Raw genomic sequence first — 13,346 nt, 5'->3', positions numbered from 1 at the left:
GGGATGACCTTCACGTGGGCGCGGTAGTGGTGCGACAGGAGCTGTTCGGTCAGCACCTCGTGCGGGGTGCCGGTGGCGGCGACCCGGCCGTCGGCGAGCAGCACCATCCGGTCGGCGTACTCGCCGGCGATCGACAGGTCGTGCATGGTGGCCAGCACGGTCAGGCCATCCGTGCGGCGCAGTTGGTCGACCAGTTCGAGGACCTCCTGCTGGTGGCCGATGTCGAGCGCGCTGGTCGGCTCGTCGAGCAGCAGCAGGGTGGCACCCTGGGCCAGCGCCCGCGCCAGGAAGACCCGCTGCCGTTCCCCGCCGGAGAGGGTGGCCAGCTCACGGGCGTGGAAGCCGGCGAGGTCCAGCCGGTCCAGCACCTCGTGCACCACGGCCAGGTCGGCGGCGGACTCCCGGCCCAGCGGCGGGATGTACGGGGTGCGGCCGAGCAGCACGTAGTCCAGTACCGCCATGCCGGGCGGTACGACCGGGGACTGGGCCACCGTGGCCACCACCCGGGCCAGCTCGCGGCGGCGCAGCGCGCTCAGCGGCGTACCGAACAGCCGGACGGCGTCCGGCGCGGGGAGCAGACCGCCGACGGCGCGCAGCAGCGTCGACTTGCCGGCCCCGTTGGGGCCGATCACGGTGACCCACTCGCCGGCCCGCACGGTCAGGTCCACGCCGGCGAGAATCGGTACGCCGTCAAGACTGACCCGCAGGCCACGCACGTCGACGGCCGGCGGCCCGTCGGCCCTACCGGGCGTGGTGGTCGCGGGGGCGGGTGCGCCCGGTGCGGGTTCGGTCATGTCAGCACCCGCCGGGCGGTGCGCAGCACCAGGACGAAGAAGGGGCCGCCCAGCAGCGCGGTGACCACCCCGATCGGGATCTCCTGCGGTGCGGCGACGGTCCGCGCCACCACGTCGGTCAGGGCCAGGAAGGCTCCCCCGAACAGCAGCGACAGCGGGAGGATGACCCGGTAGCTCGAACCGGCGAGCAGCCGTACGGTGTGCGGCACGATGATGCCGACGAAGCCGATCAGGCCGGAGGCGGAGACGGCGGCGGCGGTGCCCAGCGAGGCGGCGGCGATCAGCAGGTACCGGGACCGCTGCGGGTGCAGGCCGAGGCTGGCGGCCTCGTCGTCGCCCACCGAGAGCACGTCCAGCTCGCGCCGGAACAGCAGGATCACCAGGCTGGTCAGCAGGAAGTACGGCAGCACCAGGCGGACGTCCTGCCAGCCGGCGGTGGCCAACCGACCGAGCAGCCAGGAGTAGACCTGCTGGATGCTGTCGGCGTGCCGTTGCAGCAGGTACGTCTGCCCGGCACTGAGGAACGCGGAGACGGCCACCCCGGCCAGGATCAACGCGGCCGGTGAGCGGCTTCGCCCGCCGGCCGCACCGAGCAGGTAGGTCATCACCACGGCGCCGAGCGAGCCGACGAAGGCGGCCAGCGGGATGGTGAGCGGCAGCCCGCTCAGCGCGCCGCCCGCCCCGACGCCGAGGGTCAGCACGACGGTGACCGCCAGTCCGGCCCCGGCGGCGACGCCCAGCAGGTACGGGTCGGCCAGCGGGTTGCGGAACACCCCCTGGTACGCGCCACCGGCCAGCGCGAGCAGGCCACCGACCAGCAGACCCAGCACCACCCGGGGCAGCCGCAGCTCAGTGACGATGGCGATCTCCCGCTCGGTCAGCCCGCTCTCCAGGCGTACCCCGGGCAGCAGGTTGAGCAGTTCGATCGCGACACTGCCGGGCGGCAGGCTGACCGGGCCGAGCGAGACGCCGGCCACCAGGGCGACGAGCACGGCAAGAACGCCGGCGGCGAGCCAGCGTTTCCGCAGGCCCGCCGGCCGGGACGACGGCGCCGCCCCGCCCGGCGGGAAGGAAGGGCCCCTTCTTAACGCCTGGTGCATGGAAAGGGTCCCTTGTTAACGCCGGCCGTCCGTCGTCACTCGGACGCCTTGGCGGTGGCGTCGACGATGACTCGCAGCAGGTCCACCACGCGCGGGCCCCAACGGGAGGCGATGTCGTCGTCCAGCGGCACGATCTGGTCGTTCTTGACCGCGTTGATGCCGGACCAGCCGCTGCGGGCCTTGACCGTATCGGCGCTCTGCTGGCAGCACTTGACGTCGGAGAGGAAGACGAAGTCCGGGTTGGCCTTGACGATCACTTCCTGGGACAGCTGCGGGTAGCCGCCGTTCTTGCCGTCGGCGTCGGCCGGGTCGGCGATGTTCTCCAGGCCGGCGAGGGTGTAGATCGAGCCGATGAAGGTCTTGCTGGTCGCCGTGTACAGCTCCGGACCCAGCTCGTGGAAGTAGGTGGGCGCCTGGACCCGCTGCGGCACCTCGGCGACGATCTTCGCGATGTCGTCCTTCATCCGCTGCACGACGTCAGCCGCCGCGGTGGTGTTGCCGGTGAGCGTGCCCAGCTCGGTGAGCTGCTGGTACGAGTCGTCCAGGGTCTGCGCCGCGGGGGTCAGGTAGACCGGGATCTTCAGCGCGGTGAGCTGGTCGACGATCTTGTTGGTGTCGTTGGCGAGCACCACCAGGTCGGGGTTCTTCCCGGCGATCGACTCGGCGTTCGGCTGGTAGCCGGACAGGTCCGTCTTCGGCGCGTCGGCGGGGAAGTTGGACTGGTCGTCGACCGCGGTGACCTGCGGGCCGGCACCGATGGCGAAGAGCATCTCGGTGGCCGTCGGCGACAGCGAGACGATCTTCTCGGGTCGCTGCTCCAAGGTCAGCGACCCGACGGTGACCGGGAAGGCGGCGGCGCTCGGGCTGCCGCTGGCGGTGGGGGTCTCGGCGGCCTTCTCGGCGCAGGCACCGAGCGTGAGCGCGGCCACCGCGAGGGTGGCGGCGAAGAGCCGGGGGGTACGTCTGGACATCGGTCCTCCTGTCGGTCGAGGAGTGCGGTGCTTCGCCGACAGGGAGCCTGGGCACCCGTCCGCGAGGCGCCCTTCCTCGAGAGCGCGGATCGCGACCGCGCCCCAGGCGACCTGGCTCGTCCCCGGATCGGGGCATCACAGTTGCGGGACAGCGCCGGTGTCGCACCGGCTTCGCTGCGGCGGGTCGGTAAGACCGTAGCGCACGACCCGACCGCGGCCCGCTGAGCAGGCCGCGGTCGCCGCCGGAGGGCCACCGCCGGCCGGGGCCGGGGCGGACGCTGGATGCTCTTTGTCCGGTTGGTCCCTGAGACGGGGCCCCGCGCGAGGGGTGGCGGGGCCCCGTCGAATCAGGAGGCGGTGATCGTGACGTTGTCCACAGCCGCCTCGACCAGGCTGGCCGTCGCGAGGTCGGCCGCCTCCACCAGGATCCGGATCGACTGCCCGGCGTACGGGGTGAGGTTGAGGTTCGATGTCGTCCAGGCACCGTTGCGGTTGCTGGCCGCACCGGCCTGGGTGAGCAGCGCCGTGGTGCCGCCGTTGTGCACCACGCTGACCCGGAAGTAGTCCGCCGACGACGAGTTCGAGCCGTGCGCCAGGTACCAGGCCAGTGAGAGGGTCAGCGTGCCGCTGGACGGCAGCGTGATGGCCGGGGACCGGGCGCTGGTCACGCCACCGTCGACGTCGTAGTCACCCGCGCTGGCGCCGGCCAGCCGGCCGGTCACCAGGTCGTTGCTGCCGGCGTACGGGACGAGTTGCTTGGCCCCGCTGGAGTTGGTGGCCTGCGCGGCGCCCCGCTCCCACTGGCCCGAGGTCGCGGTGTCGGTGCCGTTGGGGTTGATCGTCCAGCCGGTCGCGGTCTCGAAGGTGTCCGACCAGACCGTGGTCCCGCCGCCACCACCGCAGTACTGCGCCTGCTTGCCGATCGCCCGGTACGGGCAGTCGGCGTACTCGGCGAGCATGAGCACCGCTTCCCGGTTGCGCGAGGTCTGCGCGGGGATCACCTCGTCGGGCGGGTAGAAGCCGCCGCCGGAGGCCGTGCGCGGGTACAACTCGAAGGTGTACGCCCAGATCCCGTGCACCGCCCACATCCAGTCGATGCTGCTGCCGTCGGTGATGTACAGGTCACTGGACTGCTGCGGGGTGAAGCCGTTGGTCGCCGCCATCTGCCGGCCGATGGTGGCGAACGTGTTGAACTGGTCGGCCGTCATCCCGGGAGCGGTGTCGTTGTAGGTGTAGCCGTACGGCCAGAGCACCAGTTCCGAGTAGGTGTGGAAGTCGATGTTGGCCTTGATCTGCTGCACGCCGCCGACCACCCGGCTGTTGACGAAGTTGCGCAGCGCCTGAGTCTCCGGGGCGGAGAAGGCCGACGGACCCCGGTAGGTGTCCGAGGAGGTGGAGCTGGACGAGCCGCCGCAGCAGCCCCAGTTGTAGCTCCAGTTCCGGTTCAGGTCCGTCCCGACGTACGACGATCCGCTGTTGGGTTGGCGGTTCTTGCGCCAGGACCGGTACGAGCCGGTGGCGATGTCGTACTCGCTGCCGTCCGGGTTGACCGACGGCACGATCCAGATCTCCCGGTTGTTGACCAGGTTGGTGATCCGGGAGTCGGTGCCGTAGTTCTGCGTGAACAGCCGCATCAGGTAGATCGCCATCTCGACGGTCAGGTGCTCGCGGGCGTGCTGCTGCGAGTTGAAGAGGATCTCCGGCTCGTTCTCGTCGACGGCGACGTTGTCGGAGATCTTCACCGCCATCAGGTCCCGGCCCTCGTACGAGGTGCCGATGCTGACCTTGCGGGCGATCGACGGGTAGGACGCGACGATCTGGTTGACCACGGTGGTCAGCTCGGCGTAGTCGTGGTAGTCGGCGTCGGCCGGCGGGAAGGCCAGCGCGCCGACGTCCCCGTGGTCATGGCCCCGATCGTTCGGCGGTGCGGCGACCTCCTCCAGCCGGAAGCCGAGCTTGGTGATGGCGGCGGCCTCGGCGCGGGTGGCCGAGACGTGCAGCACCCCGTGTTCGGAGTAGTCGATGGCGGCGCCGGTACGGGCGACCGCGGTGCGGTCGGCGAGCGTACGCGGACCGAGCACCCGGTAGGTCGCGGCGGCCGGTTGTTCCTCCCGGTCCGGGGCCGGCCGGGCGGAGACGGGTGGCGCGGATATGGCGAGCAGGCCGAGTCCGGCGGCGACGATGAGCGCCAGAGCACGGCGGACGGGGATGGTGCGGAGGGCCATGGACAACCTCCTCGAGGCGCGGGGGTCACCCGCCTGGTGGCGGACAGCCCGCCACCGGTCACATGGTCATATCAATATCGATCGTTCTTTAGTCCATCCCAGCCGGATCCTCATGCCGGCAACATGTTTCCGCCGCCCGACACGCGATGGAGCCGGGTGCCGAAACCGGCCGGCTCAGGCGGCCGGGCCGCGACCCTGATCCGAGGCGGTCCCGGGCTGGTCGCCGGCGGCTTCGGAGGCGCCGTCCGCCGGGGCGTCAGGGCCGGCCTGGTCGTCACCGGCCAGCGCGGCCCGCAGCCGCTCCTTCTCCGAGCGACGGCGCTCGGCGGCGCTCGCCATCTCCTCGGCCATCTCGTCGCGCCAGCCCTTGAGCAGGAAGAACGAGAGCGCGGCGGAGAACAGCAGCGCCACCATCAGCTTCAGGAAGATGTTCATGTTGACCGGCCAGAGGGCCGCCACGACGGCGGCGAACAGCCCGATCCGGCCCAGCGTGTACTTGACCGCCGCACTCACGCCGTCGCCTCGCTTCGCTCGCTCACGTAGCCACTCCATTCCCCTGCCGTCCGACCGACGGCGCTGTCAGTCCTGCCTGCCGGCCCGCCCGGCGGAGCCTGGTCTCAGCTCGTCCGACTGGCCAACCAGCGGACACCGGGAAACCAGATCATCGCGTAGACCACGGTGAACGTCGCCGCGGCCAGCCCTCCGGACAGCAGCGGCGGCAGCCCGACCGTCACGCCGGCAAGCGCCAGCCCGGCGACCACCGCCACCGCGAGGGACACCAGCGCGGCCACCACCCGGGGTGCGCCGAACTCCCAAGCCCGGAAGTCCTCCCAGAACAGCCACGCGGGCAGGATCACCGCCAGCCAACCGTTGGCCTGTCCGAAGTCACCGGCCCCGAACGAGGCGAAGGCCCCGTCGAAGAGCACCAGCACCAGCAGCCCGATGACCACCCCGGCCAGGCCGACACCAAGCAGGTCGCCCAGGGCACGGATGCGTCCCTCGGCGTCCCGGCGGGGGAACGCGCTCTGCTGCTCAGTCATCCCTGACGAGGGTACGCGAGCCCCGGCAGCACCAGTTGGCTGGCCGGGCCGCCTACGGGTCCGCTGGGCGCTCCGGCGCCGGCACGGCCCGCCGGGTCATCCGGCCGGAAGCTCCCGTCGCCGCCGCGCCAACACCCGCAGCGCCGCACCGCCGCCGACCAGCGCCGCGCCGACGATCACCAGGGCGCCGATTGCGACACCCGTACGCGGCAGGCCACCTCCGGGCGACGGCGGGGCGGGCGACGGCGAGCCGGTGGCCGGCGGCGAGGCGGTCACCGTCGGCGACGCGGTCGGGCTGGCACTGCCCGAGGGGGTCGGCTTGGGGGCGATCGAGACGGATATCCGCAGGGACCCCTCCTGCCCGCCGCCCTGACCGGGCGACGGTGCGGCCAACGGTGACGTGGACGCCATCGCGACCATGGCCGCCGGAACCGGCGGCCGGTCCACCGCGGCCTGGGCGCTCGCCGCCCAGAGGGCGACCATCGCTCCGGCCACCAAGGGGACCGCCGCCGCGCGACGGCGAATCCGGGTCCTGCTCACCACAACCTTCTCTCTCTCCGGTGGGTCATGCGGCGCCGGTCGAGCCGGACCGCGTACGGCGGGACGGTGCCGGCGAACCAGCTCCCGCGTGGCGGATGATCATCCTCCGGCGGCGGCAGCTATCCGGTTGCGGCGGTCGCTCGCCGGCCGGCTGACGCTGTCGGGGTCTGGTCTCCGCCCGCCGGACCCGGAACACCGCCGTCACCGGCGATCGCCGCTAGCAGCCGGCGGCGGCGCCGACGCAGGACGAACACCAGGATCACGGCCGTGACCAGGGCCCCGAGGAAGATCAGCAGGCCCCACGGTACCGCCGATGTCGCGGCGGCACGATTGGCGGAAGGTACCGGATCTTTCTTGTCAACGGTCTCCGTGTTGACCGCCAAAGAGGCAGAGATCCGGCCAGCCGGAAAGACATCGGGAATCGTGCTGCTGAGCCGGATCTCGGAGTCAGGGAGCAACTCCGGGATGTCGATCACCTCGCTGTGGCCGAGCCGGACGCCGAGTGGACCCTTGAGCTGGATCCGCGCCTTGCCGGTGACCCGGACGTTGCCGAGATTCGCCACCCGGTAGGTGACGGTCAGATCCCCACCGGGGAACGGGACGACCGGATTGTCGTACCGCAGCTCCAGCCCGGTGACCTGTACGGAGGGCTGCACCGGCCCGCTGACCCGTAGGTAGACCCGGGCGCCGATGCGCCGCTCGACGGTCACCTGCTGACCTTCGTTGCCGGTCTCCGTCACCGTCATCGCGGCCACCACGGCTCCGGGATGATCGCCCGGCTCGGCGTTCGCCGGAACCCGCAGGGTGAACGGCACGTCCAGCCGCTTGCCCGGCGCGATCGTGTACGACCGCTGCGGCACCCGGATCCACGCGCCGACGTCGCGGGGTTCCTGGGCGGTGGGTAGCAGGGCGTAGGCGCCGTCCTCCGAGTTGAAAGCGTCGGTGGCGTAGGTGTCGAGCGTGATCGGTGCCGGACCCAGGTTGCTGATCCCGACGTAGTCGATGATCTGCTCGCCGGGCGCGAGGTCGTACACGAAGTGGTTCTTGCCAGTCGGTCCGTTCTTGCTCGACGGCTGCACGCTCCAGCGGGGTTCGTCGCGGCGCGCGGTGAGCGCGGTCGACGGCTGGAACGCGACCGGCCGCGCCCCGACGGCGTCGCCGGTGCGGACGGCACCCGGTCCGGCGACGGCCGGAGCCGCCACGGCCGGCAGGGTGAGGGCTACCACGGCCAGCAGCACCACCGCGGTACGAAGGAGATCACGAGGGCTCATGGGGGCAGGCTCCGAGGCGGGTTCCGGACAGGAGACGCAGCGGATGTACCGCGGACCGGCTGTCCGCGGTACATCCGCTTGCGTTTGTTGACACCCGTGGTACCGACGCTTCGGTCAGACCAGGGTCAGGGTGAGGGTGGCGGTGTAGGCGCCCGGCGGAACGCTGTCCGGGATCGACAGGCTCAGGCCGGCGTCGCAGGTGAACGTGCCGGCGCTGCTGCCCGCGGCCGAGCTGCACAGCGTACGGGTGTCGCCCAGGTTCGCCGGGGTGCCCGCCGAGACCGCGCCCGAGCCGCTGGCCTTGGCGGCCGACGGGGTCCAGGTAAGGTTCCCGGCCGGGATGTTGCCGGCACCGGTGAAGTCGGTCAGCTGACCGGTCACGTCCCAGCCGGCGTTGGTGCCCCGGAGGTCGGTGATGGTGGCCTGCTTGAGGGCACCGGTGGCGGTGCCGCCGACCTGGCCGCCGAGCAGCTCGACCGCCGGAGGCTGCGCCACGTCCAGCGTGAAGGCACCCGGGTCGACGTCAGCGGTGATGGTCTCGACCTTGCTCACCCCACCGGCCGGGCCGTTGACGACGAGCGAGGCGGCGGCCGACGTGGACGCCCCGAAGGAGCCCGGGTCGGCCGGCGTGAACCGGGCGGTCAGCGACCAGGAGCCGGCCGGGATGGTGCTGGTGGTCAGGGTGGCGGTGCCACCCGAGACCGCAGCGGTGCCGAGCGAGTTGGTGCCGCGGAGGAACTCGACCGTGCCGGCGGCGCCGCTCGGGGCCACCGTCGCGGTGAGGGTCACCGGGGTACCGGCCTCGACCGGGCTGGCCGGGGAGACGGCGAGGCTGGTGGTGGTGGCCTCGACGACCGGCACCCGCCACTGGTTGCCGGCCACCACGATCTCGGTCACGAACCGGTCGGGGTGGCGGCCCTCCAGCAGGCTGAAGCACTCCACCACGACCCACCACCGCCCGTTGGCGGGCGCCGAGCCGAGCGCGAGCTGGAAGGACCGGTTCGGGTTGGCGGTCACCGGGGCCTTGTCGTAGCCCCCGCCACCGAGCGACGGGGTGAGGTTGGTGAACGGCCCGGTCTCCGCGGGACCGATCCGCAGCGCCGACTCCTCGCCGAACCCGGTCGGGCAGGGCGCGGAGGTGACCGCGGATGCGAACATCGGGCTATCGGTGACGAGACCGCTGGTCTGCGACAGGTTGACGGTGCCGAGCGGCGCGGCGAGCGCCGGGCTGGCGACCGCCACAACAGCACCGGCTGCCAGCGCGGCGCCCGTCGTCAGGGCGGCCACACGAGCAAGCAGACGCTTACTCATGAATCACTTCCTCTCGTTGAGGGTGGTGACGGAACCGGGTCACCCGACCCGGCCCGCAAATACCATTTCCGGGTGCCGTGACCGCACCGGCAGGCCAATCCCTACGCCGGACATGGGGAAGGGAAACTTCCGGTGCGGAGCCAGCGATCAGCCGAACCGCCCGTGCACGTAGTCGTACGTGCGGGAGTCCTGCGGGTTGTCGAACATGGCCGAGGTCGGTCCGTATTCGACGATCGCGCCCGGGGTCCCCTGACTGGCGAGAAAGAACGCGCACTCGTCGGAGACCCGGGCGGCCTGCTGCATGTTGTGGGTGACGATGACGATCGTGACCTCGGCGACCAGTTCGCCGATGGTCTCCTCGATTCGCCGCGTCGACGTGGGGTCAAGGGCCGAGCAGGGCTCGTCCATCAGCAGCACCCGGGGTCGTACGGCGAGCGATCGGGCGATGCAGAGTCGTTGCTGCTGGCCGCCGGAGAGAGCACCTCCCGGTTGCCGCAACCGGTCGCGGACCTCCTTCCAGAGGCCAGCCTTGGCGAGGCACTCCTCGACCAGGTCGTCCAGATCCCGCCGGCTCGCCTTCACGCCGGTCAGCCGCAGCCCGGAAATCACGTTGTCGTAAATGGACATCGCCGGAAACGGATTTGGCTTCTGGAAGACCATTCCGATCTGTCGGCGGGCGTCGGTGACCCGGCGGGAACTGTCGTAGATGTCCTGCCCGTCCAGCAACACCTCCCCGGCGAGCGAGGCACCGGATACCAATTCGTGCATCCGGTTGAGAATGCGCAGGAAGGTGGACTTGCCACATCCGGAGGGACCGATCAGCGCGGTCACCTGGCCGGCGCGCATGGTCAGCGAGACCCGGTCGAGCACCTTGCGTTCACCGAACCAGGCCGAGATGCCACGCGCGTCCAGCGCCGCCAGCTCCCCGGTCCCGGTGCCCGGCCGGGCTGACCGGCGGTGCTTCGGTCCCGCCCCGGCAGTCGTGGCCGGGTGGGTGGCGGGCGCCCCACCATGGCTCGGCGGGCCATCGGGGGCGATGTCCACCAGCGTCGGCGGGTCCGCCGCGCGCACCGCCCAGCCGGGCTCGGCGCGCGGTGCGTCCCACCGGGGAGCGGTCTCGTCGATCGGGTGCGTCACCTTGTCCTCACAGCGTCACGAAGGTTCACATCAGGTTGGGCAGAAGACGGGCGATCTGGTCGGCGAGGGTGAGCCCGATCGCGGCGCAGACCGGAAGGCCGACGATCCACGCCGGCCAGCGGCCCCGCCGGATCCGGATCTGGGACACCGCCAGCGCGGCGAGCAGCAGCGCCTGCCCCCACAGCACCACCGCGACCCAGGCGCCCTCGTCGACGGCCATCGCCCGCTCGGCGGACGGCAACGAGGCGGCACCGAAGGCGCGCCCGGCCGACGGTTGAGCCGGCGAGGTCAGATCGGCGTACACGTAGAGCAGGTCGCGGGGGGCGTAGGCCGGGCCGTCGGCGGTGACCAGGACCAGCCGACCGGGCGACGTCTCCGACGACGGCGGCGCCTCCTCACCGGGCCGACGCACCGCGACGACGCGGTACGTGTGCTCGCCCTGCCCGGTGACGGCGGTTATCTCGTCGCCCGGCAGCACCAGGCCGAGCGTCCCGAACGGTGCCCCGTACAGCGTCTTGCGGCCCATGATGACGCTGGTCCCGGCCTGACCCGGCAGCACCGTGTCGCGGCGGTGCCCCGGTCCCGACTGCAACACGTCGCCGCGGGTTCCCTCGAACACCACGGTCCGCAGTTCCACCGCCGGAATCCGCAGCACCGCCACGGTGGTGCCGAGCGGCACGAGCTTGCCGTCCCCGTCGGTCTGCCCGACCGGCGCGGTCGCGTTCGCCAGCTCGTACCGGAAGTCCGCGTACGCCGTCTGTTGCGAACGGAGGTAGCGCAGTTGGGAGACGCCCGTGAGGTGCGCGACGAAGGCGAGGACCAGGACGGCGAGGATGGTGAGCCCCGCGCCGGAGAGATGGAACGCCAACTGGGCGCGAGCCGGCGGTGCGGGCGGGATCGGACCGCCACCCCCCGAAGCCGGCACCGGCTTCGTCGGCGGCGGCGGTGGCGGCACCGCCGCAGCCGGCTGGTGACGCTCGGTCGTCACCGTCATGGTCGTCACTTCTCCTCGCTCAGGTTCTTCTGGGTGCCGGGCCGACTCGGCCGGCCGGCACTACCGCCGGCCGCCGGTCGTCCCGCCTCAGGGCTGCTGGTCGGGCCAGATCGGTGGGACGAGCTGGGGCCGCCGCCGGGTCGCGACGAGCACACCCGCACCGCCGCTGAGCAGGATCAGGCCCGCGCCGATCATCGTGACGAGGTTGGTGCCGGTGGTCGGCAGCTTGCCGCCGCCGCCCTTACCGCCGCCGTTGTCGTCACCGTCGCCGTTGTCATCCGGGTCGGCCGCCTCGGCGACGACGAAGTCGAAGGTGACCTCGTGCTGCGCACCGGTGAGCACCAGACGGTGCGCTCCCGCGGACGCGTCGTCGGCGACCACCATGGTCGCCCGGACCACGCCGTTCTCGGCCGACACGGGCTCCTGGGGTTCGTCGTCGAGGCGCGTGGAGACCGTCTCGTTCCCGTCGAAGCCGCGGGCCACGAGGTTCACCTGCTGGCCCCGCTTCAGCGTCGGGTTCGGGCCCAGCTCGACGCCGTTCTCGTCGGTCACGGTGAGGGCGTCGCCGGCGGGCACCGGCGCGGTGATGACGTACGACTGCGGCGCGGACTCGGAGCCGAAGAAGCGCGTCGTGTCGCCAGAGACGTAGACCGCCTTGAGCGAACGGGTCCCGACCGGAATGGTGGTGGTCGAAATGCTCGCCACGCCGTTCTGGAGTTGGACCGGGTCGCCCAACGGGGTCGACCCGTCCTCGAACCGGATGGTGCCGATCGCGGCCTCCGGCCGGACCCGCGCGGTCAGCGTGACGGAGCTGCCCTGCGGCCGGGGACCGGCCGGCGAGACCGTCAGCTCCGTGGTGGTGACCGCCGCTCCCTCGCCGGTGATCTCGTAGGGCACGGCTTCCGACTGGGAACCGTTGAAGGCCGCCGCATCCGCCGGGGTGAAGATCGCGCTGAACGAGTGGGCGCCCGACGCCAGCAGTCCCGACTGCGTCGTGTTCACCGTGGTCGTGGCCGTGCCGCCGGTCACGTTGAGTTCGATCCCGAGGTTGGCGGTGCCGTCCCGGAACTGCACCACACCCTCGGCCTCGGCCGGCTCCACGGTCGCGGTGAGGGTGATCGGGGTCCCGGGGTCCTGCGGGCCCTCGGGCGAGACCGCCAGGCGGGTCACGGTCGAAACGCCGGTCGCCGAGTTGATCTGATACGTCACCGCGGGCGAGATCGAGCCGGCGAAGTTGCCGGTCGGCTGGTAGATCGCGACCAGCGAGCGCTTGCCGACTGCGAGGTCCGCCACGGCGAGCGTGGCGCTGCCGCCGGCGAGCGCGACCGGCGCGCCGATGGGCGAGCCGTCGCTCTGGAACTGGATCGAGCCGGTCGCCGTCGGCGGGTCGACGGCCGCGGTGAGCGTCACCGTCGCCCCCTCGACCGCTGAATTCTGCGGGCTGGCCGCGAGGCTGGTCGTGGTCGCGACCGCCGTGCTGACCACCCGCCACTGGTCGCCGGTGACCTCGATCGGGGTCACGAACCGGTTGGGGTGGCGGCCCTCCAGCAGGCTGAAGCACTCCACCACGACCCACCAACGACCGTTGGCGGGCACCGAGCCGAGCGCGAGCTGGAACGACCGGTTCGGGTCGGCGGTCACCGGGGCCTTGTCGTAGCCCCCGCCACCGAGCGACGGGGTGAGGTTCGTGAACGGCCCGGTCTCCGCGGGACCGATCCGCAGCGCCGCCTCCTCGCCGAACCCGGTCGGGCACGGGACGGAGGTGATTCCGGTTCCGAACATCGGCGAGTCGGTCACCCTGCCGCTGGTCTGGGAGAGGCTCACAGTGCCCAGGTCGGCGGCGTACGCGGGCGTACCGACCAGCCCGACGAGCATGCCACCGAGCAGCGTGGCTACCGAGAGCATCGCGGCCGCGCGGCGTCGGCGGGTCACGGACATGGACATCGGCTACTTCCTCTTTGTC

At 71.9% G+C, this 13,346-nt stretch carries 12 protein-coding genes and 1 riboswitch; all 12 genes read right to left on the bottom strand.

All coding sequences use genetic code 11. From position 1 onward, the window contains the following. Positions 1 to 794, bottom strand: a 794-nt coding sequence (locus tag C1I95_RS25440; protein WP_233513875.1) for an ABC transporter ATP-binding protein, incomplete at its 3' end; no start/stop codon positions are given. Beyond that, positions 791 to 1,894, bottom strand: coding sequence for a FecCD family ABC transporter permease (locus tag C1I95_RS25435; RefSeq protein WP_111217379.1), 1,104 nt, complete (start codon positions 1,892 to 1,894; stop codon positions 791 to 793). The genes C1I95_RS25440 and C1I95_RS25435, both read right to left, overlap by 4 nt. A gap of 35 nt (positions 1,895 to 1,929) precedes the next feature. Beyond that, positions 1,930 to 2,865, bottom strand: a complete 936-nt coding sequence (locus C1I95_RS25430; RefSeq protein ID WP_111217377.1) for an ABC transporter substrate-binding protein — start codon at positions 2,863 to 2,865, stop codon at positions 1,930 to 1,932. 110 nt (positions 2,866 to 2,975) lie between these two features. Further along, positions 2,976 to 3,035, bottom strand: a riboswitch (cobalamin riboswitch). Positions 3,036 to 3,212: 177 nt separating this feature from the next. Beyond that, entirely contained in the window at positions 3,213 to 5,090 is a 1,878-nt protein-coding gene (locus C1I95_RS25425) for a M14 family metallopeptidase (RefSeq protein ID WP_111217375.1), read from the bottom strand. 174 nt (positions 5,091 to 5,264) lie between these two features. Continuing rightward, positions 5,265 to 5,603, bottom strand: a complete 339-nt coding sequence (locus C1I95_RS25420; protein ID WP_111217385.1) for a DUF4229 domain-containing protein — start codon at positions 5,601 to 5,603, stop codon at positions 5,265 to 5,267. A gap of 104 nt (positions 5,604 to 5,707) precedes the next feature. Next, positions 5,708 to 6,130, bottom strand: coding sequence for a hypothetical protein (locus C1I95_RS25415; RefSeq protein WP_111217373.1), 423 nt, complete (start codon positions 6,128 to 6,130; stop codon positions 5,708 to 5,710). A 96-nt stretch (positions 6,131 to 6,226) separates the two neighbouring features. Next, entirely contained in the window at positions 6,227 to 6,670 is a 444-nt protein-coding gene (locus C1I95_RS25410) for a hypothetical protein (RefSeq protein ID WP_146605837.1), read from the bottom strand. A 119-nt stretch (positions 6,671 to 6,789) separates the two neighbouring features. Beyond that, entirely contained in the window at positions 6,790 to 7,941 is a 1,152-nt protein-coding gene (locus tag C1I95_RS25405) for a WxL protein peptidoglycan domain-containing protein (RefSeq protein WP_146605836.1), read from the bottom strand. A gap of 114 nt (positions 7,942 to 8,055) precedes the next feature. Then, positions 8,056 to 9,252, bottom strand: a complete 1,197-nt coding sequence (locus C1I95_RS25400) for an Ig-like domain repeat protein (protein ID WP_111217367.1) — start codon at positions 9,250 to 9,252, stop codon at positions 8,056 to 8,058. A 147-nt stretch (positions 9,253 to 9,399) separates the two neighbouring features. Then, positions 9,400 to 10,173 (bottom strand): phosphate ABC transporter ATP-binding protein PstB, encoded by a 774-nt coding sequence (pstB, locus tag C1I95_RS25395; protein WP_111217383.1) that lies wholly within the window; start codon positions 10,171 to 10,173, stop codon positions 9,400 to 9,402. Between the two features lie 241 nt (positions 10,174 to 10,414). Then, positions 10,415 to 11,383, bottom strand: coding sequence for a sortase (locus tag C1I95_RS25390; RefSeq protein WP_111217381.1), 969 nt, complete (start codon positions 11,381 to 11,383; stop codon positions 10,415 to 10,417). 87 nt (positions 11,384 to 11,470) lie between these two features. Next, positions 11,471 to 13,327, bottom strand: a complete 1,857-nt coding sequence (locus C1I95_RS25385) for an Ig-like domain-containing protein (protein WP_111217365.1) — start codon at positions 13,325 to 13,327, stop codon at positions 11,471 to 11,473. Positions 13,328 to 13,346 lie beyond the last annotated feature (19 nt).

Origin of the sequence: Micromonospora craterilacus, assembly GCF_003236315.1 — a bacterium.
GTDB lineage: Bacteria > Actinomycetota > Actinomycetes > Mycobacteriales > Micromonosporaceae > Micromonospora > Micromonospora craterilacus.
Note: the sequence above shows the minus strand (reverse complement) of the source record. Positions and strands in the feature narration are given on the sequence as shown.